This is a genomic window from Nitrosomonas sp., assembly GCF_021731985.1.
Lineage (GTDB): Bacteria > Pseudomonadota > Gammaproteobacteria > Burkholderiales > Nitrosomonadaceae > Nitrosomonas.
The window spans coordinates 1-24,365 of the sequence record NZ_JAKFWH010000036.1 but is presented as its reverse complement, the minus strand read 5'-3'; the positions used below and the strand labels follow the sequence as shown (position 1 = coordinate 24,365).

General features: G+C 45.2%; 23 protein-coding genes and 1 pseudogene. 6 read left to right on the top strand and 18 right to left on the bottom strand.

The window, feature by feature from the left end:
* The first annotated feature begins 214 nt into the window (after positions 1-214).
* Together QZ942_RS04780 and QZ942_RS04775 are read left to right on the top strand one after the other, a co-directional pair.
* Positions 215-829 (top strand): hypothetical protein, encoded by a 615-nt coding sequence (locus tag QZ942_RS04780; protein WP_292993549.1) that lies wholly within the window; start codon positions 215-217, stop codon positions 827-829.
* Between the two features lie 207 nt (positions 830-1,036).
* Positions 1,037-1,378 carry a hypothetical protein gene (locus QZ942_RS04775; RefSeq protein ID WP_292993548.1) on the top strand — a complete coding sequence of 114 codons (342 nt, stop codon included), beginning with the start codon at positions 1,037-1,039 and terminating at the stop codon, positions 1,376-1,378.
* A 373-nt stretch (positions 1,379-1,751) separates the two neighbouring features.
* On the opposite strand, the gene pstB is transcribed toward QZ942_RS04775, so the two are convergent.
* From pstB to QZ942_RS04710, 13 genes are all read right to left on the bottom strand, one after another.
* The gene (gene pstB / locus QZ942_RS04770; RefSeq protein WP_292993547.1) at positions 1,752-2,624 is read right to left on the bottom strand and encodes a phosphate ABC transporter ATP-binding protein PstB; all 873 of its coding nucleotides are present in this window, start codon (positions 2,622-2,624) and stop codon (positions 1,752-1,754) included.
* A gap of 68 nt (positions 2,625-2,692) precedes the next feature.
* Entirely contained in the window at positions 2,693-3,538 is an 846-nt protein-coding gene (gene pstA, locus QZ942_RS04765; protein WP_292993546.1) for a phosphate ABC transporter permease PstA, read from the bottom strand.
* 9 nt (positions 3,539-3,547) lie between these two features.
* Positions 3,548-4,510 (bottom strand): phosphate ABC transporter permease subunit PstC, encoded by a 963-nt coding sequence (pstC, locus tag QZ942_RS04760; protein ID WP_292993545.1) that lies wholly within the window; start codon positions 4,508-4,510, stop codon positions 3,548-3,550.
* Positions 4,511-4,629: 119 nt separating this feature from the next.
* Complete coding sequence (gene pstS, locus QZ942_RS04755) at positions 4,630-5,682, bottom strand: phosphate ABC transporter substrate-binding protein PstS (protein WP_292993544.1); 1,053 nt, start codon at positions 5,680-5,682, stop codon at positions 4,630-4,632.
* 280 nt (positions 5,683-5,962) lie between these two features.
* Complete coding sequence (locus QZ942_RS04750) at positions 5,963-6,220, bottom strand: hypothetical protein (protein ID WP_292993543.1); 258 nt, start codon at positions 6,218-6,220, stop codon at positions 5,963-5,965.
* Positions 6,221-6,691: 471 nt separating this feature from the next.
* Entirely contained in the window at positions 6,692-8,296 is a 1,605-nt protein-coding gene (locus QZ942_RS04745; protein WP_292993542.1) for a hypothetical protein, read from the bottom strand.
* 402 nt (positions 8,297-8,698) lie between these two features.
* Positions 8,699-11,890 carry a TonB-dependent receptor gene (locus tag QZ942_RS04740; RefSeq protein WP_292993541.1) on the bottom strand — a complete coding sequence of 1,064 codons (3,192 nt, stop codon included), beginning with the start codon at positions 11,888-11,890 and terminating at the stop codon, positions 8,699-8,701.
* A 326-nt stretch (positions 11,891-12,216) separates the two neighbouring features.
* Positions 12,217-13,392 (bottom strand): tetratricopeptide repeat protein, encoded by a 1,176-nt coding sequence (locus QZ942_RS04735; RefSeq protein ID WP_292993540.1) that lies wholly within the window; start codon positions 13,390-13,392, stop codon positions 12,217-12,219.
* A gap of 35 nt (positions 13,393-13,427) precedes the next feature.
* Complete coding sequence (locus QZ942_RS04730) at positions 13,428-14,063, bottom strand: energy transducer TonB (protein WP_292993539.1); 636 nt, start codon at positions 14,061-14,063, stop codon at positions 13,428-13,430.
* A 5-nt stretch (positions 14,064-14,068) separates the two neighbouring features.
* A complete protein-coding gene (locus tag QZ942_RS04725; protein WP_292993538.1) occupies positions 14,069-14,473 on the bottom strand; it encodes a biopolymer transporter ExbD in 405 nt (134 codons plus the stop codon).
* Positions 14,474-14,479: 6 nt separating this feature from the next.
* On the bottom strand, positions 14,480-15,097 hold the full coding sequence (locus QZ942_RS04720) for a MotA/TolQ/ExbB proton channel family protein (protein WP_292993537.1): 618 nt from the start codon (positions 15,095-15,097) through the stop codon (positions 14,480-14,482).
* A gap of 8 nt (positions 15,098-15,105) precedes the next feature.
* Positions 15,106-16,593, bottom strand: a complete 1,488-nt coding sequence (locus tag QZ942_RS04715) for a MotA/TolQ/ExbB proton channel family protein (protein ID WP_292993536.1) — start codon at positions 16,591-16,593, stop codon at positions 15,106-15,108.
* Positions 16,590-17,318 (bottom strand): DUF3450 domain-containing protein, encoded by a 729-nt coding sequence (locus tag QZ942_RS04710; protein WP_292993535.1) that lies wholly within the window; start codon positions 17,316-17,318, stop codon positions 16,590-16,592. The genes QZ942_RS04715 and QZ942_RS04710 overlap by 4 nt, the downstream gene beginning before the upstream one ends.
* A 797-nt stretch (positions 17,319-18,115) precedes the next feature.
* Here QZ942_RS04710 and phoB point away from each other — a divergent pair.
* The gene (gene phoB / locus QZ942_RS04705; protein WP_292993534.1) at positions 18,116-18,844 is read left to right on the top strand and encodes a phosphate regulon transcriptional regulator PhoB; all 729 of its coding nucleotides are present in this window, start codon (positions 18,116-18,118) and stop codon (positions 18,842-18,844) included.
* 127 nt (positions 18,845-18,971) lie between these two features.
* Here the strand turns inward: phoB and QZ942_RS04700 are convergent, their stop codons facing one another.
* From QZ942_RS04700 to QZ942_RS04690, 3 genes and pseudogenes are all read right to left on the bottom strand, one after another.
* Entirely contained in the window at positions 18,972-19,574 is a 603-nt protein-coding gene (locus tag QZ942_RS04700) for a hypothetical protein (protein ID WP_292993533.1), read from the bottom strand.
* 417 nt (positions 19,575-19,991) lie between these two features.
* On the bottom strand, positions 19,992-20,306 hold the full coding sequence (locus QZ942_RS04695; protein ID WP_292993532.1) for a hypothetical protein: 315 nt from the start codon (positions 20,304-20,306) through the stop codon (positions 19,992-19,994).
* A 99-nt stretch (positions 20,307-20,405) separates the two neighbouring features.
* Positions 20,406-20,861: pseudogene (locus QZ942_RS04690) on the bottom strand (histidine phosphatase family protein); the annotation flags it as partial.
* 303 nt (positions 20,862-21,164) lie between these two features.
* Between QZ942_RS04690 and QZ942_RS04685 the strand changes: the two are divergent.
* The 3 genes from QZ942_RS04685 (at position 21,165) to QZ942_RS04675 (ending at position 23,372) form a co-directional block, all read left to right on the top strand.
* Positions 21,165-21,335 (top strand): hypothetical protein, encoded by a 171-nt coding sequence (locus QZ942_RS04685; RefSeq protein ID WP_292993531.1) that lies wholly within the window; start codon positions 21,165-21,167, stop codon positions 21,333-21,335.
* A gap of 136 nt (positions 21,336-21,471) precedes the next feature.
* Positions 21,472-22,422, top strand: a complete 951-nt coding sequence (locus tag QZ942_RS04680; protein ID WP_292993530.1) for a chemotaxis protein — start codon at positions 21,472-21,474, stop codon at positions 22,420-22,422.
* A 245-nt stretch (positions 22,423-22,667) separates the two neighbouring features.
* Positions 22,668-23,372, top strand: coding sequence for a 2'-5' RNA ligase family protein (locus QZ942_RS04675; protein ID WP_292993529.1), 705 nt, complete (start codon positions 22,668-22,670; stop codon positions 23,370-23,372).
* On the opposite strand, the gene QZ942_RS04670 is transcribed toward QZ942_RS04675, so the two are convergent.
* Both QZ942_RS04670 and QZ942_RS04665 read right to left on the bottom strand, forming a co-directional pair.
* Entirely contained in the window at positions 23,369-23,890 is a 522-nt protein-coding gene (locus QZ942_RS04670; RefSeq protein ID WP_292993528.1) for a hypothetical protein, read from the bottom strand. The genes QZ942_RS04675 and QZ942_RS04670 overlap by 4 nt on opposite strands.
* An 86-nt stretch (positions 23,891-23,976) precedes the next feature.
* Positions 23,977-24,365: hypothetical protein (locus QZ942_RS04665; protein ID WP_292993527.1), on the bottom strand; the 389-nt coding region annotated here is incomplete at its 5' end.

Here is a 24,365-nt window from a genome sequence, read left to right as displayed (position 1 = left end):
TCGCCAGCGTGTTATACATCACCTCGCCAAGCGTGCTGAAAAACTTGGCATGCAACTCGTTCCCGCTCCTCAATCAACTTAAAAAATCATTCAACTAATCATGTGGATATATTGTGTTTCTTGAGAGAGTCTGAAGGGCCAGCATATTTCCACCAAGGAATGAATCTGAAATTGAATTGCTGAATCGGTCATTATGCGAAGCATGGTGATCAATATGGAAGAAGCGAAGTTAAAGACCTTGTCGCAGATCAAGGCATTTCTGGGCGGGACATCGGAGGTTACATTTCGAGTTTCCAAGGGAGAGCGTAATCAGTTTATCGAGCGTGTGTTCAAGCGGTTTGGCTACGCCTCGCATGGCCGGGTAGAAAAAGGCGTATTGCTGCGATATATCGAGCGCATGACTGGGTTGTCACGGCAGCAAGTGACTCGATTGGTACGACAATACCGCAAGGATGGGAAGCTATCTAAACACCCACAGCGTGTTGCCCCAAAAAACGGACACTGTCCGGGCCTGCCACCAAGCAGCTCATGGAGCGTGCGTTTCAAGTATTTGGTGATGTGCGCTTTGAGCGTCTGCCCGACATATCGGTTTCTCACCTGTACAACCTGTGTGGGAACAAGCAGTACCAGAACAAACGACGGCATTGGACCAAGACAAACCCAACTGGGATTCCCATCGGCAAACGCCGCGCCCCGCAACCGAATGCTATATCCGTATCGACAGCGTGCATCAAGACGACCAGGATGGCGTCAAAAGCGTGTATCACATCAACGCGGTGGACTGTGTGACGCAGATGCAGTTCGTCGCCACTTGCGAGAAGATCAGTGAGGCTTATTTGCTACCGGTCATGCCGGCAGTTATTGGATGAGTTTCCGTTTGTCATTCTCGGATTCCATTCGGATAACGGCTCGGAGTATATCAACTACAAGGTCGCAAAACTGCTGGTTGAGTTCACCAAGTCACGGCCCCGGCATTCCAACGATAATGCACTGGCAGAATCCAAGAACGCATCAGTGGTGCGTAAGCATTTTGGCCATGCGCATATTCCGCAATACTGCGCCAGTTTGGTCAATGCCTTCTGTACTGAGTATCTTAACCCTTACGTCAACTTTCATCGCCCGTGCTTCTTCCCCGCAAACAATCACGGATGACAAGGGAAAAGAACGTAAGAAATACCAATCTAAGGACATAAAAACACCGTATGAAAAATTCAAATCAATACCCGATGCTAGTCAGTATCTCAAAGCCTGCATGACCTTCGAACAATTGGATGCGCAAGCAGCAAAAATAAGCGACAATGATGCCGCCTTGGTATTGAACAACGCAAGAAAAAAGCTGTTTAAAGATATCTCTGCATTAATCAAGAAACAGGCTTAAGAAATATAATTAGCAAGGCAAATCCCTATCAACCAGATCGAATCAGTAAAACAGTTCAGTTATTCAGAATGGAACGCGCCAGCTACTTCGGAACAATAAAAGTCAACACTCAAGTCATGCTGAAAAGCATTTGCATGAATCTGAAAAATCTGCCAACAAAATTTTTTGTGGTTGTGCAGAGGTCTTAGTAATAGTTTCTAAATGAAATTGGCGATTGAAGCAACACACGAATGCCCCAAGATAGCGTGAACCGTACTTTGCGAAACGAATGCAACCAACTAGGTTTGTTAAACTTCTAACCGAAAACTACTGCATTCACATGATTAATAATTATGTTGGATTGCATAAATAGGATAGGGAGAGCCAAATCGTACTACCCAAATTTTCCAGAAATATAATCCTCTGTAGCTTTCTGTTTGGGTTTCGTAAAGATTGTATCGGTATCCGAAAACTCGATCAATTCGCCCAGGTACATGTACGCCGTATAGTCGGAAACGCGCGCTGCTTGTTGCATATTGTGAGTAACAATAACAATGGTGTAATCCTCCTTGAGCGTAAAGATCAAGTCTTCTATCCGTGCGGTAGAAATTGGATCAAGTGCTGAAGTCGGCTCATCAAGCAACACGACTTCGGGTTTCACCGCAATCGTGCGTGCAATACACAGGCGTTGTTGCTGGCCGCCGGAAAGACTGATGCCGCTCTGGTTCAGTTTATCTTTGACTTCCTCCCATAAAGCGGCTTTTTGTAGTGCCCATTCCACTCGCTCTTCCAGCTCATTGCGATTTAAGCTTTCATACAGTTTTACGCCAAACGCCACATTATCGAAAATCGACATCGGAAATGGGGTAGGCTTCTGAAAAACCATACCGACTTTGGCGCGCAGCATATTAATATCCTGCTTCTTGTCGAGAATGTTCATGCCATCCATCATGATTTCACCGCGAGCTTCCTGGCTGGGATAGAGCTGATACATGCGGTTGAAAGTGCGCAGTAACGTGGATTTTCCGCATCCGGAAGGGCCAATGAATGCGGTAATTTTTCTCTCCAAGATGTTCATGTTAATAGATTTCAGTGCCTGACATCCATTGTAGTAAAAGTTTAAGTCGTTGATGGATACTTTGGGAGCAATCGATTGCGAAGGGATTATATTCATCTCAGTTTTTAATTTAGATTCGTGCGTCGTTGGTTGTTGGTAATCATGCGACCCAATGAATTTGCTGTAAAACAGTGTCTGTTGGTTTTTCATATTAATGATCCGTTTATAAACATTAACCAGAAGTTATTTACCGTGGCTCGTTTAATGGCGAGAGCGCCCTAATTTACCAAAGCTTGTTTACGTAAAAAGAATCGAGCGGCGATATTCAGCCCCAAAACGCTCAGTGTGATCAGCAGAGCCCCAGTCCATGCCAATTCCTGCCAGTTCTCGTAGGGACTCATGGCAAACTGAAATATAACGACGGGCAAATTAGCCATGGGTTGATTCATGTCCGCATTCCAGAACTGGTTGTTGAGCGCAGTGAAAAGCAACGGTGCGGTTTCTCCGCTGATGCGCGCAATGGCCAACAGTACACCGGTCATTATGCCAACTCTGGAAGCACGCCAAGTAACCAGCGTCACTATTTTCCATTGCGGCGCGCCCAAAGCGGCAGCTGCTTCGCGCAAACTGTCCGGAATCAGCCGCAGCATATCCTCGGTAGTTCGCACGACGACAGGAATGACAATCAACGACAGTGCCAGCGCCCCGGCCCAGCCGGAGAAATGCCCCATCTTCGCAACATAGACGGTATAAACAAAAAGACCAATAACGATTGACGGCGCAGACAGCAGGATGTCGTTAATGAAACGAGTAACGGGAGCAAGCCAGCCGCGCTGGCCATATTCAGCCAAATAGGTGCCCGCCATGATACCGACCGGCGTACCGATCAAGGTAGCAAGTGTTACCATCGCCAGACTGCCGACGATGGCATTGAGCAGACCACCTGTGCTACCCGGCGCTGGTGTCATCTGGGTAAATATGGCGATGCTGATTCCGCCCAGCCCTTTTTCAAATAAGGTAAACAATATCCAGAATAGCCAGAACAAACCGAAAACCATGGCCAGAATGGAGAAAGTGAGGTTAATGGCATTAACGATGCGTCGTCGCGTGTAAATTGGGATCATGATGCGCCTCTAGGTGGCTGTGCCTTCACGTTTCTTGAGTTGCACCAGCAAAATCTTGGAAAAGGCCAGCACGACAAAAGTAATAAAAAACAAAATCAGACCCAGCTCAATCAGCGCTGAGGTATACAGTTCGCCATCCGCCTCAGTGAATTCATTGGCCAGCGCTGAAGCGATACTGTTTCCCGGCATGAAAAGTGAGGCATGTAACTGGTGCGCGTTGCCGATCACAAAAGTAACTGCCATGGTTTCACCCAAGGCACGGCCAAGGCCGAGCATAATAGCGCCGACTACGCCGATCTTGGTATAGGGTAGGACCACGTACCAGATCACTTCCCAAGTAGTGGCACCAAAAGCATAAGCTGATTCCTTGAGCATGGGCGGCACAATCTCGAACACGTCGCGCATGACTGCGGCAATGAAAGGAATCACCATAATCGCCAGGATAATACCCGCAGTCAGCATGCCAATTCCCATAAAAGAGCCTTCGAATAAAAAGCTGATTCCTGGCACCTGCCCTAGTGTATCCTGCAACCAAGGCTGAATATATTGAGCAAAAAGCGGCGCAAATACAAATAAGCCCCACATGCCATAAATGATGCTGGGAATCCCTGCCAGCAACTCAATCGCCGTCCCGAGCGGGCGGCGTAACCACGGCGGTGATAATTCCGTAAGAAACAACGCAATGCCAAAACTAACTGGAATACCGATCGATAGCGCAATGATTGAAGTAATCAACGTACCCACGATGGGTACCAATGCGCCGAATTTCTCAGTAACCGGATTCCAGTCGGCGCTAAAAAGGAAATCGAACCCAAAGGCTTTGATGGCCGGCATACTACCAATTAGCAGTGAACCAATAAGTGCAGCCAGCAATGCAAAAACAACAAATGTAAAGAACCAAGTGACTTTATGAAATATCCAGTCAAATAGAAGCTGTCTTTTTAGCTTTGCGGCAAAGTGTATTTTTGACATCGTTTTGTTTCACCTAGCTGAAAACGCACTGGAGCTTATTACTTGTAGTCAAACCTGACGGTGCACCAGGGAATGACACTGCGCGTTTCCCACGCTGTGGTTCCTGGCTCCTTTCTATGTCAGTGTTTAACTGAGAGGATGGCTTTGCCATCTTTACCTTTGATATTGGCTTCCCAGGAATCCTCGATCAGCTTGATCACACTATCTGGCAGCGGAATGTAGTCCAACTCCAGCGCCATTTCATCACCGTTGGCATATACCCATTCAAAAAATTTCAGCACCGCTAAAGCCTGAGCAGGATTTTCTTGAGATTTATGCATAAGAATGAAGGTAGCACCGGTAATCGGCCAACTGTTTTGGCCAGGTTTGTTGGTAAGAATTTCGTAAAAGCCGGGGGCCTTATCCCACTGCGTGTTGGCAGCCGCAGCTTTGAAACCATCCTCAGTAGGTATCACGTATATACCATCGTGGTTCTGCAACTGGACATAATTCATTTTGCTTTGCTTCACGTAGGCTGCTTCGACGTAACCAATCGAATTTTTGATCTGTTTTACGAAATTGGCCACGCCTTCGTTACCTTTACCGCCGGTACCAACAGGCCAGGCTACGGAAGCATCCGCACCAACCCTTTCTTTCCATTCCGGGCTGACCTTGCTTAAGTAGTCGGTAAACAAGAAAGTCGTACCTGAGCCATCGGCACGATGCACAACGGTGATGTTACTGGCTGGCAAATCAATACCGGCATTAAGATCAGCAATCGAAGGATCATTCCAGCGCTTGATTTTACCCAGAAAAATATCCGCCAGAACTGTTCCGGTTAATCGGATCTGTCCTTGTTTGACGCCATCTACATTGATCACCGGAACCACACCGCCCAGTACCGTCGGGAATTGAGTCAGTCCGTTTACTTCCAGTTCTTCCAGCGTTAAGGGCTTGTCAGATGCCCCGAAATCAACGGTCTTGGCTTTGATTTGTTTGATGCCGCCGCCGGAACCAATGGATTGGTAATTCATACGAACGCCGGTTTGTTTCTTATAGGCATCAGCCCATTTGGCATAAATCGGATAAGGAAAGGTTGCGCCAGCGCCGGTAATATCGGCAGCATAAGTAACAGGAGTAACGATCAATGCTGCAGTAGTAACAAGCAGCGCAAAAACAAATTGCAGCTTCATCTAAAAATCTCCTATCGAAAGAAATGGAACTTGAATGAGATGAGATCTTAATCAGATGATGTTGCAGAATTATGACAAGCAGATTGCTTTGGAAGAATCCCCCCAACGGACTGCCAACAGTTAGCTGACTGGGAGGTGCGGTTTGAGATAATGAAACAAAGCAAACATAGAACCCAATTCAACACGCCCCCGATCTCCTGGATCGTTGTGACACTCCCGGCTACAGAAGTGCTTGGGTTAAGCGGTTTTTCTATACTAACTAGAGGGGAGCATAGAATGACTATCGAGCGGCCAGAGGCCTATAAGATTCCTTAGATAACATTCCGGAAGCGCTTCCTTTTGAAGATTGCTTCTGATTTTTGGGTTTGTCCCAGATAATTCTAAGCAAGAGGTACACCTGATAGAGATAAACTCCAATGATGATGCGTGAAATGCTATCCCAATCTATCGCTACACCATAAATTACCATGCCGCAGATAATACTTAATATGACAAAGCAAACACTCACTGCCACGATCATAAAGATATTGTCGCTCATGGCCCTATAACTCCTTAGAAATTTTTTTGCTCATTACACCTAGCGTATCAATATAAGCCATGGCTTTTGAAACGACATAAGCTAACAGTTCTAAGATCGACTTCTTCATGAACTTTCTCCATAAGAATTGAGAATTACGTAGAAAATCTTAAGAACGATCCGATGAAATAAACCGCACTCGCCACTGTCACTTTATAGTCCCAACATTAATCAGTGATGTCACCAAAATGAATTATTGATGAATGTTTTATGTCAATGATTCTGGGTTTATCCCGGAGAACTGTTATTACAGTCCTGATCTTAGAAGAATACTGAACAGAGAATGTAAACTAAGAAATTACCGGAAGCGTGGTTAAGAAAAAATCGCTGGGCTGCTAAAACCAAAACCCAGCGATTCTTTTAATTCAACAGAAGGAGATTAGTTGAATTGGTCAAAAGCGTTGCTACTTAATGCATCAGCAAAATACTTTTTTAGTTAAATGGAAAAGTCCATTCTTCGGTCCAGTCGTCACCTGAATCCTTGAACGCACCAGCGTAATCCACTACAGTAAAGAAAGGATCAGTAACAGCAGCACCACCCAGTATCAGAGGCGATCCGGTAGCTGGTAAATAGCCACTCAAGAGAGGATCTTCTGCCTTATTTTCGGATTGAGACGTGAACCAGTCAGCCACTTTAAATGTAGCACCTGTTCCATCTTTGTAGTTACTAGCACATTGAACAAAAGAATTTACTATGGTTAATCCACCCGTCAAACTACCCGGTGATCCGGCATTCACGAAGGTCGAAGCGCTATCAATCATTAAACAAGCTGGAGAACCAGTAACGACAGTGTTCCAGATATTTGCACCTGTTCCGCGACGCAATAAAATGCCTTGTGTTGCAGTCGAACCAGAGCGACCTATAATCGTTAAATTTGACAGAATAGGTTGAGAACGCGGAAGACTGTCATTGTTTTTCTCATTGTTGTCAGCTTCAATTCCACGATCACCAACACTTGAAGATTGTTTAATCAGAACAAACTGCGCGCGCCCTTTCCAGCCACTTGTCCAGTCCAGAGAATCGTCTTGATTGTTCGTCAACACCAGGTGCTTCATCTGAACCGTGCCGCCAAATACTTCTACGCCATCATCCAAACCTTCATGGACTTGCACATAGTCAATAATCGTTCCTGAACCAACACCATTAAGCGTGAAGCCATTGAGTTCTTCATCGGGACGAATGGCATTTCCAGCAAAGAGAATTTGCACATATTTAACCACTCCGCTGTTATCCGTTGGATTGTTACCGCCATAGAATTCAGAGGTAACGGCTTCGAATGGCACTTCACAAAGAGCCACACCCACACTACAACCATTCACCGGTGCATTGCCAGAAATGACTAAACCGCCCCATTCCCCTGCCGATGTTTGAAGCGGTCCGGACATAACAATCGGATTATCCGGCGTGCCTTCTGCCATGATTTTCGAACCGCGTCTGATCCACAAATAGTCAGCACCTGCCTCGCCAAATATTTTGGTTCCTGGATTGATGGTCAGTGTGGCACTTCTAGTTTTATCGCCGCCAATATAGACGCCACCCGATAATACCCAAGTGATGTTTTTGGTCAGTGTAATATCGGAGTTAATCTCACCGCTTAAAACACAGGATCCTGCTGATACACCCGGAGTTGCAAAACTGGGACAAACTTCAAATGCATTTTTGACGAGCTGTTCCACTTTAAAGCGCAATGGATTAGACCCAGGCACCAATTTCAATTTAGCGTAATAATCATCCGCTCCGACTCCGACTGAAGCAATATGAACTGCACTCGTATCAGAATCAAAAACATTACGTTGTCCTTTCGTTGCTGAAATTGGACTAGCATCAACCAACTGCAACTCATCTCCGCTGAGTTGTAATTTAGCGCTATAGAATGCAGATGATCCACCGCTCAGAACTTCAACGACCGGGAGATCAACAACCCCTGCTGACGGATCGAAGGTCGCTGTTGCTGCATATCCATTTAATGTGACGGTACTCAATAGAACTGCTGACGCAGCCATTAATTTTTCTTTTATACAATTTAATTTAAACATAATTCGCCCACCTCCAAGTTTTTTTAGGGTAGGGCAAATCTAACAGGCGAACATGACAAGCGTATTACATTCACATGTAAAACATCTGTCATGAAATAATTTGAAATAAAGAAATTTATATTCTGGAATCACGCTCAGGTTATTACAAATCAATTAAAACCTTGTCCAATGATCTGCAACAATTTGTCCGTTCTCGATGATGAAACGATAGTTGTACTGATCTATTTTATAGATCCGGGCCTCCTGTTTAATCTAGGACTGAACAAACCAGGAAGTTTATCTACACCAAGATGTATTGACGACCTCCAAGTATCGGCAGATACCGGAGCGTTCGCATATAACCGGGCAAATACAGGAATGAATAGGTTACCAATAGAAACAAAGAACTGCGTTGATACAATATCAATAAGCCAAACGGACACTCAGATTAAAAAATCGCCCGCGGCGGAACTGGCGCGCAATTTCATCGCCTTGCGTAATGCGGATATCATCATCGAGTAAATTTTGCATGGAAGCCTGCATCGACATTCCTTTATATAAATTCTGGCTCAGCACAAAATCCAATTGATGCACAGGTTGTTCATATTTGTCGGGTGCCCCCAACACCCCAGCTGCCATGATGCGTTTGCTGGAAATGTTGTATAACAGTGTCGCTTGTGTTTTCCAGGCCGGATTATCGTAACCGATCTGAAAATTGAGAATATGTGCGGAGTGTCCTTGTAATGCCCTGTCATTCGTCGTTTGCGCTGTGAGATTCTCGGCAGTCAAAAGAACGTTGGATGCTGACAAGGTGTAGTTACCCCCGATAAAGAAATTCTGCAGAAGGGGATTTACAAAATCCAACTTCTTTAATAATTCCATCTCAATTCCATAGACCTTTGCTTTATCGGTATTCTGATAGGTATTGAGTCCAGCAGTGCCTTGAACTGCAATCAGCTCGATCGGATTGGTTAAATCCTTCCAGAAAAGGCCGGCAAAGATATTCTCAGTTGGCGATAAATAATACTCCCAGCGTACATCCCAATTGGTAATGGCTGCTTGTTTCAAGTTGGGATTACCGACAGTTTCCTGGTTGGTATTCATATCGGTAAATGGCGCTGACGATAATTCTCTGAAATCCGGTCTTGACAACGTTTGACTGAAACCCGCACGGAGCTGCTGCTTATCCGTGAGGAAAAGCGTGGCCGTTACTGATGGCAACATATCAACTCTGTTGAGTCCGGCAGTAGTCGGTTTATTATTCAGAGATATCGTATCGACCTTCTGATTATTGTCTTCCCAGCGCAATCCGCCCGAAATATTGACCCTGTCATACAACATCCAATCCATTTTCCCATAATAAGAAAAAAGTTTCTGGGAAGCAGTATATTGATCGCTCGGGCGAGTCACGTCGCGAAGCTGGTACCCATTTGCACCAATATGATCGGGCCGCAGAATACTTTCCACGGATGGCTGCCCATAAACTGCCGGATTAGACGCATCCGGACCGAATCGGAAGTAACTAAAACGTTGAATATTCGAATCTCTAGTTTTGTTCTGGGTAATAAAACCACTACTCAAAGTAACCTTGTGATTCGTTAGCAGCTGAAACGGTATTTTCCCGTCAACCCGCCAACTCTGATCTTTGTCAATCAAGTCTGAAAACGTGGTCTGATTGCTATCCGCTCGCTGAGAAAAAAAATAGGCGCCGGTATCTATATTGGAATCATAACGATAATCTCGCGTTTTGGGCTCATCTCTGTTGGCGGTTGCATTGGTGTATAACCAGCTAATGGATAAATCTCTCATCCAATCAAAACGATGCTCCCCCCCTACCTGATTCATTAATAATTGATTAGAAAAAAACTTAAGTCTCGTCCGCCGGATAGGGCTCGTCTCTGCATCGGTAAAGCCTTGAGTAACCCTGGCTTCATCAAACGATTGACGCAAAAACATCGTTTTAGCAAATATCCGGTGCGTGTCTTTGTACTGAAGCTCTGTCGCCGCATAACCGGTTACCTGCACTTCCCGCAGCGATCTTTGCATATCGAAATCCTGGACCTTTCTTAAGCTGCCATCGCTCGTATCGGCAGCGGCAAATTCACGATTGACTTCATTTTGCTTCCTGAATTCCTGTTTCCAGCCTGCTGCTGCGATATATCCCAGCCTAAAGTCTCCAAATGAAAAACTATCTCCCATTGAACCCTGAATGCCGGAGTCAGGTCCGCGTTTTTTCTTATCGACATCCCATACTCCTGATAAATCCTCGCCCAGCTTTTCAAGCTGCGCAGGAGGAACTCCACTCGGATTTAAAGGAGACACTGGCTGTATTTTCTCGCCATTCTGGGTTGCGTCAGCAATGGAGCCGGGCAATGCACGCGCTCCATCGTCATAGCTTGTAAAATCAGCACCGCCTCCTTTATAAGTCAAGCCGTCCTGAAAAGTCGTATTATCATTCATGCCCGTTTGCAAATTTAAATTGAAGAAAAATGCATCGGGAATTCCACGTGTTCGCAGTTCCACCGTACCACCTGCAAACTCTGCAGGGCGATCCGGCGAATAGGTCTTTTGCACCATCACGCTTTCAAGAATATTGGTCGGAAAAAGATCCAGCGGCACAACACGTCTAGTCGGATCCGGACTGGGAACCGCGGCACCGTTCACCAGTGTCGTGGAAAAACGCTCGCCCAGCCCACGGATAAAAATGAATTGTCCCCCTACCAGCGTTAATCCGGACGCCCTTCTCAAAGCACTGGCAGCATCCCCATCGCCAGCCCGGCTAAATTGTTCAGCCCCTATCACCGTTGCTACTGCCGTTGACTTTCTTTGTTCTTCGATAATAGAAGCCACCGTTCCTGCGAGATGAGGCTCCAACACCACATATTCAGCCAACTCAACACCTGCGGGCGTCAATTTAAAACTTAAATCAGTATTCTGCCCATTCTCAATTTTCACATCATCCTGCGCTTGACTGCTATAAGCACTATGCAGCAACGACACGCTGTAATTGCCTGCGGGTACCGTCGCAGTGATTCGCCCCTGCTCATCGGTTCTTAACTTCTGCTTCGATCCACTCAGAAAAACCTGCACATCTTTGACTGGTTTTTGTGTTTCTGCAGAGATCACTTGCACATTGACTGTGCCTTCACCTTGATCTCGCGGTTTTTCAGCAGCGATATCTGGCCCGATAATGCCAGACAATGAACTTTCAATATTGAGCAATGGCTTCTTTTTATTCGGATAGAAAGTGATCAGGATTTGCGTGTTCTCTGCCGGACGCAGCGGCAAATCAAAATTAAACACCTGATCCTTCGTCTTGATCGTCATGTGATAAAACCCAGGAGGCAATCTCCCAGCCACACTGCCATTCGCATTGGTCTTGATGGAAGAATCTCCATCCGCTTTCCAACTAAACGTAGATGGAATAACCTCAAAGATCATTTTCGGATTCGATCTCTCGTATACTTCGCTGCTAATGGACAACTCAGCATCCTCAACAGGCAACCCATCCTGAAATAGGTGAATTGAAAATTCGGCTTTTTCCGTGTCTCCCCGGGCAGAAGGACTTACCAGACCTATCGAAATGAAAACGAGCAGAAAAAGCAAGGAGTGCATCAGGGTATTTCTACAGCTTATGCTTTGAGAAATAGAAGAAAGATATCGATAATCTAAAACTGTTCGCAAAACAAAAGACCGGGAAAATTTGTAAGATTGAGTGTTCATTTGGCGTACAAAGCCCTCTCTTCACCCGCAATCTGTTTGCTCGTGAAGATAAATAGAGTTAGTCAATTAGGGAAATAGGCTAGATAGGCACTAAGGCGGTATAAACAAAAATACAACAGATGATGATGTTTTCCGCTCGGAGTATTCAGCCGGCTGATTGGTTACAGACCGTGATATTAAATACCCACTGCACGATGCTTGGGCTGTAAGTAACGGTATTACGTACATTGCCATGGCTCGGTTTTACAAACTTCCATCAAGCGGCGAAGCTCGGTTCCCTTTCTAAATAGCTCAGCATTTTTTAAATGATCTAAGTGTTTGTTCGCTTCGGGAAAGCGTCCACTTGAAAATAAGGCATAGGCAAGCGCATAGCGCACATCTTGATCTTCCAATAACCCAGCGCGATATAAACTGGATTCCATATTGGCCGCACGCTCAAACTGCTTTAATGCAAGGAGGAGTGACAATCTTTGTTTAAATTTCACCTTCTGATCATTGATGCTCTCATTCAGCGTTAATGCCTTATGAAAACGACCCGCACGCCGATAAATCTCGGCCGCCTCAGCCTGTAGCGCTGGATTCAGTAAAGCGGCCTGCTCCAGAATAAATGCCGCCGAATTGAATTTTCCTTGATCCAGGTAGGTATGCGCGAGCAATTTTGCGATCATTTCATCATTTGGAAACTGCAATCGGGCAATTTCCAGAATACTCAATGCTTCTTGGTATTCTCTACTGAGTCTCAGGGCATTCCCTAGTGCAATATAATCGGCTGCAGCCGCTTTTGATCGTTTAAGGTATTCTCTACCGAGATTCGTGGCTTCCTGGTATAACCCCAGTTCAACAAAATAGAAAACTTTGCGCTTCAGAAAGCGAAAATCTCCTGGGAAAATTTTCTGCCCCTCATTTAAAGCATTAATGGCCGCATCGGTTTCTTTCAAGTGCCAATAGGACTCTGCTTTTAAACTGATTAAAGAAGCATCTTTATTGGCCTGGTCACCCGCTTTGACAATGGCCTGAATCGTTTGCTTATAATCTTTCAATCCAAAATAGACTTGCGCCAAATAGATAAAAATCGCTGGGTCTTTCTGTCCATTTTTAACAGCCTGCTGCAAACTATCCTTGGCTGCCTCTAGGTCATTTAGATTCATATAAGCAAGACCTTGCAGCGTATAGAATCTTACCAAGTCTGTTTTCTTATTTTCCAGATCAACACTTTGCAATGCCAATAAAGCGCGATCACTATGACCGTCTTTCAGCATGACCGCAGCCAGCTCAATAAAATCTGTAGGTTGTACTTTCTTCTCGGTTGCCCATGCAGCGCTACTGCAATATCCAAGGATAAAAACAACAATGAGGTATTGAATCGGCTTGGCTATCCGGATCTGATAATTCATTTTATTTCGCCGCAATTAAACATTAAGCGAGAACATCAGGAAAGATCAAAACGAATCTTTTGCTTTGCCCATACTTTGACCGTATCTCCCTTATATTTTGCCGGTTCGAAATGCCAAGCGCGGATACCTTGCACAGCAGCCGCATCAAAGATTCCAGACGGATTCGACTCTAACACTTGTACTTGATTGACTGAACCATCAATCTCGACAAGTACCGACAAGAGAACATAGCCTTTAACGCCATTCTTCTTGGCTGCGGGCGGATATCTAAAAACCCCTCTGGTGATGGGTTTCGGTGGAACATCCACCAAGTCTGCAGTCATCACGGCATTACCTGTTTTACCTAACAGGCCGTCATCCAAACCTCTCCCTTGCCCATCATCCAAACCCAACGATCCCAAATCAATGCCGGAAAGTGCGGTATCAAGACCTTTGAAAGGCGCAGGTGCCTGAGGTCGAGTAACTTTTTTTGGCTCTACTTTTTTAATTTCCTTTTTCGGCTCTTGTTTGATCTCTCTAGCCATACTGATTTCTGTCACTTCCTGTGCAGGCGCTCTCTCGATCTTTCCCATGTAATGATTCATCGTTATTATCAGACCGAAAACTAAAATCAGTCCCAGTAACATCGACACAGCCCCTGCCACGTGTTGATTAAAATGTTTTGTTTCCATATCGTTTACCCCGCTTCTTTCTTAGTTGCAACACCTACACTCTCTGCTCCCGACAAGCGCGCTTGATCGATTACCTCGATCAATTTCCCCGCAGGAACACCTTCATCAGTAACTACTAAAATTACTTTGCTGGAAGCAGTACTCAATAAATCTCGCAATTTACTTTGTATCAGCCACAAACGAACCGGTTCACCATCCAGATAAGTGTCGCCATGCCGATCAATAAACAAGCGAATGGCCTTGCTGGATGCGGCCGTCGAACTGCTTGCCTTGGGGCGTTCCAGCTCCAATTTCATATCTTTTACGAAGGTCGTGGTAACCATGAAGAAAATCAGCAAAATAAAAACGATGTCAATCAATGGCGCCATATCGATCATGGCTTCGGCCTCATTGGATTCTCTGCATCTCATAATTCGTTACTTCTCATTAAATTTTTTAACAGTGGTTTGATGACACAATATATCTTTGACCTGCTCAAGATCCTGCTCAATCTGGCGCTGCTTCCTAATGAGGATGCTATGCGCCAATAATCCGGGAATCGCAACCGTTAGCCCCATTTGCGTAGTAAACAAGGCTTGTGAAATCCCGCCGGCAATTCCACCCGATTGAGAGTGCAATGTCATGGTCGCCAGCGAATCAAATGTCTCGATCATTCCAATGACAGTTCCCAACAATCCAAGCAACGGAGAAATAAGAATGACAACATGAATAAGCACAGAGAATTTACCAATCTCTCTTTCATACTCATAAAAAGCCGCATCCAAGTGGCGCCGCAGATTTTTGACGCCTTTCTTTTTAAACTCCAGGCCTTGCTTGATCGCACGCGCTACAATATTTTTGGCTGGTTTTTCACTGTGCTCCTGATAGTATTTCAACATATCGCGCACCCCCATCCATTTGGGTTCTTTCATGACCCAGAATCGATAGCCCAATCCGTACCAAAGTAACAAAATACAAAGCACCAAGGGCGGCATGACTATCCCACCTGCAACAAACAATTCCTTGGTCAATATAATGAGTTCTGTCGGATCCATTTCGTACGCTATACAACACCAGCGAAATTTTCTTCAACAGCCGCCACATTCGACTCATCCAACTCAAGCCCGCCACCCAGAAAAACATTAATGATCCTAAGTGCCGAATGCTCCATGTCGCGCTTAATGTTTCTTGCCCAGGTAGACAATATAGATCCCAGCAGCAAAGTCGGGATTGCAACAATCAATCCCAATTCGGTTGTGACCAGTGCGATCGATATGCCTTCAGAGAGTAATTTTGGATCACCGGTACCAAACTCAGTAATCATGTCAAAAGTTTCAATCATCCCGGTCACCGTTCCCAATAAACCGAGGAGTGGGGCGATCGAGGCAATAACCAGAATGGCTGGCCCAAACCGGTCTAACGGGCCGGATTCTTGCAGGATAGCCTCGTATACAATGCCTTCCATGTGATCTCTGTCATCTTTCAAATGACGCAAGGTATAGTGCAGAACCCGTCCGATGGCGGATGAATCGTCTTCACAGCTTTTTTTAGCGACATCCAGTTCACCTGCTGCAAGTTGCTGCATGATCTGATCTGTCAGCTTACTTGTGTTTGCGCCATTCGAGCGCAGCAAATATGCCCGGATCAGAATAAGAAACAGTGCAACGCCGCCAAGTATTACGATGACCCAGCCAATAGGCCCTCCTGAGTCAATAATACTCAGGATTGTTTTTTCGCGCGTTTCGTCAATTGCGTTGGTGCGCGATTCAAATAAAAATAACTTTAATAGGTCAGGTTGCTCATTCTTACTCAGTAAGACCGCATTATCAGCACCGGAATCTTTCCATACCTTGAAATTACCGCCGCCTGCGGGGACCAAACCACCGCTCCCCTCATCACTGACACCGTAGGCAGCTATATTGCCTAAATGGATAACTGTCCCTTGTGTTTGCTTGCCACTCTCTAAAAAGAAATTCCCTGGTTTTGCCTGAATCGCTCCAAGCCCCTGAATTAAAGAAAGCGCTTGTCTAAAAAAATACCCGACTTTGACGAGGTCATTACCTTGCATTTCTTTCATGGATGAAGGCATTTCAATTCCATGATTCTTAAGCGTCGCTTCCGCCTGCAAGTAGGTTGTCTCCAGGGCATCACTGCGTTCAGTAACGGAAGATTCTTTACGCTCGACTTCTGTCAGCTGTGCATTCAGTTGATCAATTTTGGCTGAACGTTCGACTGAGTTCCGCTCAAGGCCATTAATCTTACTGCTCAGTGCCTGCTCTTCACGACTGGCACTGGATTGATAGTTTTTAAGCCGGTCGATCAATTCCCGCTTCTGTGCCTCTAGGAAAGCATACTCACGCTTGTAAGCAGTCTCTAAATTAACTGATTCCAGCTTAGGTGAATTCTGCTTTTTGGGTGAAGCCACATTGGGTTTTTCTTCGGGTGCTGATACGGATACATCTTCTGAAGAAACTGTGGATATATTATCTTTGGCATAGACTGTATCTGCCATCGCAAACAACAGTAACGATATTAATAATGCTTTATTCATTTTCTCAACGGATTAGGTAATTCAAAATAACCTTGGCGTATTTGTTTCTTCAACGAATCAAATAAATTCTTGATACGTTCAATATCGTTCGTGTCATCAACTGTTTCATATTTCCAGCCACCCTCAGACAATCGTTTAGCCATCCCAAATCTGTTATCTCTGGTTTGGAAGAAAAGAAAAACGGTGCCTAATTTTGCAATGTCAACCAGTACATTTTCTCCCTCTAGAAATATAATTTGTTGATAGATCCCATTTTCTTTACTTAAACGAATTTCATCCTCTATGAGGGACCATGCCTGATTAACTGCCTTATTAGGATCAATCAGCTGATTAACTACATTACTCTCCAGATCTCCCAGTGCCCTGATACGATCTTCCGGCTTAAATGGAAAACCTGTCTGAATATGCTGCCGGTAATCTGCTAGCATCGCTAATAACACGGGTTTCAGACTCTCTCCCGATTGTTCCGCTTTTTTGGCGTTAACAGTCATTTTTTCTATCGAGTGCTGCAGTTTCTCGATACTTAGCTTTTGCCTTCTTTCCTCCACACTCAAATCTGCCAATTGCGAAGTGAGCGCAGACATTCTGCTGCCGTGCTTATCCTTCTCGGTGTCCAGTTGTGTTTGCAATGTCTCGACTTCGCCCCGGATCTTCGCCAGCGCTTTTGCCAAATTCTCTAGGCTATTCCCCTTTGCCACAGAAGTAGCAAGCAGTAGCAGTACCATTCCGGTTAATGAAATTATTCTTTTAGAAAAATACTTATGCATAAAACCCGTTGAATTAAATAATTTGAGTGCATTAAACAACATCTAATCTGACAGAAATCTCCCGTCAGTAATGCCTGTGCATACTACAAGCTGAATATTTCACTTTCATGACATTTAGATGTCATTTGGGTTTAACAGGCCGTTGAAAAACGTATTCGAGGCCGCCTAGGCAAGGCAAAAACAGGCGAAAAAGCGCAATTTATGCTTAATAAATGAGCATTTTGAGCCTGTTTTTAACACCGCGGCGGCAACGCAGATAGTTTTTCAACAGCTTTAATCAAAACGCGTGAAGTACTCAGAAGGGGCTTGGGGCCTATTCACTGACTTGTTGTGTAAGCCATAAATATTCGAGACTTGCTGACGTGTGTACTGTGAATCGAAGAAAAAATGATTTGTTCCAGTTTCCTTCGCCATCTGGATTCTTGACGGAATGCTGCGGCGCAAACCGGGCATGTCATAGAACTTTTACACTGCACCGCTAAGATGAGAATCCTTACAACACGACGGCCGGAGTATGACGATGATGAATCAAACAATTGGGAATTCAAGCACAGAGATCAAATCACTCCGATAGATTCAGTCTCATTACGTCTTTTTTCAGAATCAAATTCACCGTTTTAGCTGATCAATCAAGGTAATTAATCGGCCATTCATTGCAAAATGCATTATATTCATCGTACTGTCATAAATATGTCATGCTTTGTTTATATTATCTCAACATCTTTTAGCTACATTTAATATAAATGGGGTAGTTCATGGCTGTAACAATACTAATCGTTGAAGATGAACTTGCGATCCAGGAATTAATCGCACTCAATTTGAAAAGAGCGGGGCATATGGTTTTATGCGCTGAGAGTGCGGAGCAAGCGAGAAAAATGGTCAACAATGTTCTGCCTGATCTCGTGTTATTGGATTGGATGCTCCCCGACATGAGTGGCATCGAATTTGCACACAAACTCCGGCGAGAAGACCGTACCAAAGCGATCCCGATTATCATGCTCACTGCCCGCTCTCAGGAAAGTGACAAAATTGCCGGACTGGAAGCTGGCGCAGATGACTACATTACCAAACCTTTCTCACCCCGCGAGTTACTTGCCCGGATCAAAGCTGTGCTTCGCCGGCGCTTACCCGAAATGTCGGATGAAATTATTGAAATAGGTGGATTGAAACTTGACCCAACGACACACAGAGTACATGTGTATACCAGTGATGAGCCAGAAAAACTATCAGAAATTTCACTGGGCCCCACCGAGTTCCGTTTATTGCATTATCTAATGGCCTATAAAGAGCGGGTACACACACGTTCACAACTGCTTGATCGCGTCTGGGGTGACCATGTCTTTATCGAGGACCGTACTGTCGATGTTCATATTCGCAGGCTGCGAAAAATTCTAGAAGCGGTCGGTAAAGAGAATTTGGTACAAACCGTACGGGGAACGGGTTACCGGTTTTCAGTGGAGTGTAACGAAGAAAATATAGAGTAACCGCGCTTACCTCGGACCTATCCGGCTGCACTGCTTTGTGTTTTCCAGATCCCATTTCTGGAAATTTTCAGGCAATAAAACCCGTCAGAGTGGGTTTTATGCACGGAAGAAACGATTTGAGTCGGAATTACTTTATTTTCTGAATATTATAATTCCGGCTGGTGCTAACAGAACCACCCCACGGTCCATCCATAGAATTGACAGTCCCGATTATATCTGCAGAAAATTGGTAACTCTTATTAGCATACTTCCATGACTCTCCGGGAGACATGGATTTGCCATGCCCCGCTGATGCACTGCGATAATCATTAGTATCGTGCCCGCTCAGATCGATCACAACGGGTGCGGTTACGTTGGACGCAATGCAATTTCCATCAGCAGGATCCAGCGTGCCTTTTAAACCTAAGATCCAATCTTCATTCACCTGCTTAATGGACACCTCATCCCCGCCAGCAGGAAAGTTGCAGGAAATAAACCACGAATCGCCGGTTGCTTCGTTATAGTAGCCGGCGTATAGACTGGTCGACACGGCCCCTGAAAAATCATCGTACACATTCCCGCTCACATTCAGAGAAACATTTCCGTCATAAAAACTTGCCCAAAGGCTGTCGTTATATGACTTGTATTTAATAACTTGTTGTACTCGATCACCCATTGGAGCACTGTGCACCAAAGGGGCTGCCATCAAAGTACAACCCAGTAAACCAGTTACCAAGACTCGAATCTTCATAGTGTTATTCCTTTAAAATTTTTATTTCATCTGTTGGCTGGATGCGCTCGCCGGTCAACTGCAAGCCAAACCCAGATTCGTATTGACAGCAAAAGGAAATTTCCACTTAAGTCCTTCATAAGGCAATCATGCAGGCAACCTAAATGGGCAAAATCTCCAGCGGGGAATATACCAAGGTAGTCTTGAAAATACGGGTTGTAAAAGAAGGCTCTTTTACCCGTAATTTATCAAAAGCGGAGAATTTATCGCGAAATCGGTGATGCACCTACTGTCACTCATGATCGCAGGAGGTGTAATCCGGAATTTTTATGTCATAGGCTAGTAAGAGCTGATGAGATCAACTCTTACTAGCGCAACCGGTAGAATATGTTTATTTTTTCAACGATTTGAAGCAACAGAAATTTACAAAAGCGGAATTTAGAAAGCCAGCCACGCATTAAAGTAAAGCGTATCGTTATTAACAGCATTGCGGCCGAGGCCATCATAATTATGGACGCTACCATTAAATTTGAAATTGTGAATGTATTGCACAGCAAGACGCAGATTTACGAATGTACTCATGACTGAAGTATTAGTTTTACCAAACGGCGTATAACTGGCTTCCGCAGTAAAAGCTTCGCTATTGGGATTACCCGTGCGGCTGCCACTGATGGGATCGCCAAAACTATAGATAACCGTATCGGCCGTTCCGGTAGTTTGACCGTAAAACAAATTCAGACCATATGTCTGCAAATACGTGTACCCAGCTCACATTGTACACATTGAGGGTCGTTATCACTTTATCTAAGGAGAAAAGAGTAACTACTGATTGATGGCTGTGATGATTGTTACTCAATCAGATAATCTTCCATTCAGCAATTCCAATACGCCGCCAGTTTTTGTATGTCGAATACGCGTAATCCCGCCATTGCTGATTTTGATTCGATACAGACCGGACGGAGAGGCATGCACTGTTTTTGCAATAATGGCACGCATCACATCGGCAAGCGCAACAATCAGAAAATGGTTTCCACGATCGCATTCGATAGCTTCTTCATAAGCTAAGCTGACGCGCTGGATAAAATTGTCGAGCGGCTCTGCGGCATGCGGCCGATGGTTAGCTGGGTCTTTCAGAAAAGCCTGACATTCATCGGTCCGGTCAATTTTGACTTCATCATGGCTCAACCCTTCCCATGCGCCAAACCCGACTTCCTTAAAACGCGGCTCAACAGCGACATTGATTCCATGACGTTCCCCCAATTCGTTTGCGAACATCTGGCAGCGTTGTAGCGGGGAGGTGATGATTTGATGCCATGCGGCATATTCGCCATAACGGCGTCCACTGACAGGCTAGCACTTCGCATGGGTTAGATCATGTGTACCAGCTGTATTGTTCAACAAATTCTAACGAAATAAAAAAGTTAATAGATGAATATTTTGGTGAGATTGTGATTGATTGCCCAGTGCATGAAGCACATTGCCGGTATTTATCCGCAGGCCAGCGTTATTCGAGTGGTTTTGGTAACCTTAACACCCACAAAATCGAATCCCTCTATGCGGTCTTTCCAGTCGAACAAGCGCACGATTTAGCGCGAAGACTGGAATTCCATTTTGTCCAACATGCGCCTGACACAACGCATTCCAGACAAAGATCATCTACGCCGTGAAGTAGAGGCAAATATCAATGCCCGCAATGCCAAGGCGGCTCTCGTCAATTGGCACTTCACCTCTCAGGATGCGCGCCGCAAACTGGCACGCTTGTATCCTCGTTCTTCAACGTGACTGACTACTAGCGCGCATGCCCCCATTTTGAATCCGCAGAAAAGCGGTCGTTTTATCGCGCTTATAGCGTTCTTCCTGACTCAATCAATACGATACACTGCTAATTTCCTATTTACCGACCGCGGGAGAACACTCCATGAACACGGCATTACACGAAATTGACGAACGCACTAACCTGACATCCAACAACAAGTTTGAATTATTACTGTTCCGTTTAGGCGAAGCGCCCGGTACCGATCACCGCGAATTATATGGCATTAACGTTTTCAAAATACGTGAGATTCTGGTCATGCCGACCATCACCGCAGTAGCCAATGCACCCGCCAATGTGATGGGGGTCGCCAATATTCGCGGCCAAATCATTACGGTTATTAACTTGCCAAAGGTTGTGGGTTGTACGCCGAAAAAGGGAACTCCAATTCTATTGGTCACTGAATACGCGCGTTCGACCCAAGCTTTCGCAGTTGAGGAAGTTAGTGAAATTGCACGTCTGGATTGGAATCAGGTAATTGCCGCAGAAAATAATGGCGGTAATCTGATCACCAGCATTGCACGCCTAGACGGTAATACAGAAGACTCACGACTGGCGCAGGTGCTTGATGTTGAGCAAATACTGCGCGATGTATTGCCCAACTCGACTGACGACTTGACACCGGAGAATGTTGGCCCTCAGATCAAACTTCCCGCTGGAACAGTCATCCTGGCTGCCGATGATTCGCCGCTCGCACGCAGCTTGATCGAAAACGGGCTCAAAGCGCTCGATGTTCCTTTTGTGATGACGAAGACTGGGCTTGAAGCCTGGACCCGTATTCAGTCTATGTCGGATGCGGCCATATCCGAAGGTAAAACAATACAGGATAAGGTAGCTCTGGTATTGACCGACCTGGAAATGCCGGAAATGGATGGATTCACACTCACCCGCAACATCAAGAATGACCAGCGATTCAAATCAATTCCTGTGGTGATTCATTCCTCGCTGACGGGTGAAGCTAACGAGAATCACGTTAAGTCGGTGGGCGCTGATGCCTACGTCGCCAAATTTGCAGCTGAGGAGTTGGCCGGGGCTATCCGCAGAGTGCTGGGATAGTTGACTGAAGAGATTAGGCAAAGGGCTGTCTTTGCCTTAATTCTTGAATGATCTGTCACGAACCAGAACGCAACAGTTCGCACTAATTTGTACCTTGGTACGTTTCAGCCCAACATTTGTTTGATCAGGATAGTGAAAATGCTGCATTTTCACCGCACCACCGCTGATAAATGATGTGCACAAACCGAGAAATCGGCAATGTGAAACCCATTTCCTGACCCAGCCAGCATGAAAGCGCCAACAACGTGCCAAACAGGAGTAAGATCAAAGCGATAGAGCGCTCATTACATTCATTCGCACACAGACTCGTGTACTACACCGATACCTGGCAATTTTTTACACAGCAACAACACACCCAAGCAGCTGAGAAACGCGAATACCCAGAATGGCATAAAAACCGTCCGCGCTATTATTTATGGGCTATCGATAGTGACACCGTATTAGTCAATAATCGCTTGAAAAAATACCATCCCCTTTTCAAGGATCTGCTTCTGCATCCTTATGAGCGGCAGGCGCATATTACGCTTGCCATCAGCGGTTTTTTAAGCGAACACATCATTCATAATGACGACATCACACAAGCTGCCCTCACAAAACAGCAGGCAGCGCTTCATGCCCTGAAATTGGCGCCCTTTATCGTGTCAATCGGTGGCATCAACAGCTTTTCGTCAGCGCCATTTCTTGAAGTAATGGATCCTTCCGGATCGCTAGAAGTCATCCGGCATACTTTGATTGACGACAGACAGGATTTCAGAAATACGCACTATATTCCCCATGTTACCCTTGGTATTTATAACGCCAATCATGCCGTTGCATCAATAGCAACCATGATTAAAGATCTGAAAGAAGAACCTATCGAACTTGCGGTGAATCACATCGGACTTTTTTCTTATGACGCAAAGGATATGGGTTCACGTTTAAGGAAAGAATGCATCATCGCGCTTTATTAATCCTTATTCTTTGATTGCCCGTCTGGCGGCTCCACACTCATTTCAGGTTCTGTCACCGGTGTGGCTAAGAATGTGACCGGTAGTTCACTAAAAGTCGATACCGTTGTAAATACTTCCCTATAGCCCGGTGTTGCGAGAGAATCGGAAAAAAAGGTGTTGACATAGTTACCTGATGCGGTAGAAAAACCGAATCCATGCACGGTAATCTGACCTTGCGTATCAATGCGGATCAAATTATCCAGCGTATGGGGCTCGTTGCCTGGAATCGCGCTACCGGTCGGATGCAACTTTTTAATGGGGTCACCATTGCGGTGACCGGCGATGCTGGAGATTTGATAAAAACCCAGAGAATCCACGTTTTCGGACGTCGTAAATGTCCCGCTGGCAACAATGCTGCCTCCCCTATAGGTCCAGTTCCATATCTTCTCGGCTCCGGCATTTTGCGCGAATAGCGTACCGGCAACAAACAGTGCGACATAAACACTTTTGGATAGAAATAAGCGTAACAACTCTTGCATTGGATATTTCCTAAGTTTCAGTTTTTATATCAACAACCCAGTTAGAAAACACATACAGCGCAATCACGAGCGGAACTTAAGTTTAATCAATCTTTGATCACTGCACGATAGATTCTTTCCATCACCGCATTATTGTAATCCTGAACCACGATCTGCGCGGCAAACAAGGCCTTTAGCTCAACCAGGCTGATCGCGATCAGCAACCCGATTCCAATCGCCACTTGCCCGGCAAACAAAAAAACCATTCCAGCCACAAAAATGAATAAATTAATCGAACCGCGAACCCATTGACCCAAATAAAAATGATGAAGCCCGGCGACAAACAGAGCGTTTAACGCCGCATAGGTATCCGGATCTTTCAGATCTTTTTCTGCTTGCTGGAAAAATAATAATCTTTTTTCATCCGGTAATTCGCGCACCAGTTTCCGGATACGCTCTTCCGCTTCCTGAATTGCTTCTTTCGTTTTCATTATTT

Coding starts and splice junctions, on each gene's coding strand:
- pstB (WP_292993547.1), bottom strand. CDS start 2,624: ATGAAAAACCAACAGACACTGTTTTACAGCAAATTCATTGGGTCGCAT.
- QZ942_RS04670 (WP_292993528.1), bottom strand. CDS start 23,890: ATGCAAGAGTTGTTACGCTTATTTCTATCCAAAAGTGTTTATGTCGCA.
- QZ942_RS04745 (WP_292993542.1), bottom strand. CDS start 8,296: ATGTTTAAATTAAATTGTATAAAAGAAAAATTAATGGCTGCGTCAGCA.
- QZ942_RS04730 (WP_292993539.1), bottom strand. CDS start 14,063: ATGGAAACAAAACATTTTAATCAACACGTGGCAGGGGCTGTGTCGATG.
- QZ942_RS04775 (WP_292993548.1), top strand. CDS start 1,037: ATGCGCATATTCCGCAATACTGCGCCAGTTTGGTCAATGCCTTCTGTA.
- QZ942_RS04700 (WP_292993533.1), bottom strand. CDS start 19,574: ATGAAGATTCGAGTCTTGGTAACTGGTTTACTGGGTTGTACTTTGATG.
- pstS (WP_292993544.1), bottom strand. CDS start 5,682: ATGAAGCTGCAATTTGTTTTTGCGCTGCTTGTTACTACTGCAGCATTG.
- QZ942_RS04750 (WP_292993543.1), bottom strand. CDS start 6,220: ATGAGCGACAATATCTTTATGATCGTGGCAGTGAGTGTTTGCTTTGTC.
- QZ942_RS04740 (WP_292993541.1), bottom strand. CDS start 11,890: ATGCACTCCTTGCTTTTTCTGCTCGTTTTCATTTCGATAGGTCTGGTA.
- QZ942_RS04720 (WP_292993537.1), bottom strand. CDS start 15,097: ATGGATCCGACAGAACTCATTATATTGACCAAGGAATTGTTTGTTGCA.
- QZ942_RS04680 (WP_292993530.1), top strand. CDS start 21,472: ATGAACACGGCATTACACGAAATTGACGAACGCACTAACCTGACATCC.
- QZ942_RS04725 (WP_292993538.1), bottom strand. CDS start 14,473: ATGAGATGCAGAGAATCCAATGAGGCCGAAGCCATGATCGATATGGCG.
- QZ942_RS04780 (WP_292993549.1), top strand. CDS start 215: ATGGAAGAAGCGAAGTTAAAGACCTTGTCGCAGATCAAGGCATTTCTG.
- QZ942_RS04735 (WP_292993540.1), bottom strand. CDS start 13,392: ATGAATTATCAGATCCGGATAGCCAAGCCGATTCAATACCTCATTGTT.
- pstC (WP_292993545.1), bottom strand. CDS start 4,510: ATGTCAAAAATACACTTTGCCGCAAAGCTAAAAAGACAGCTTCTATTT.
- phoB (WP_292993534.1), top strand. CDS start 18,116: ATGGCTGTAACAATACTAATCGTTGAAGATGAACTTGCGATCCAGGAA.
- pstA (WP_292993546.1), bottom strand. CDS start 3,538: ATGATCCCAATTTACACGCGACGACGCATCGTTAATGCCATTAACCTC.
- QZ942_RS04715 (WP_292993536.1), bottom strand. CDS start 16,593: ATGAATAAAGCATTATTAATATCGTTACTGTTGTTTGCGATGGCAGAT.
- QZ942_RS04710 (WP_292993535.1), bottom strand. CDS start 17,318: ATGGTACTGCTACTGCTTGCTACTTCTGTGGCAAAGGGGAATAGCCTA.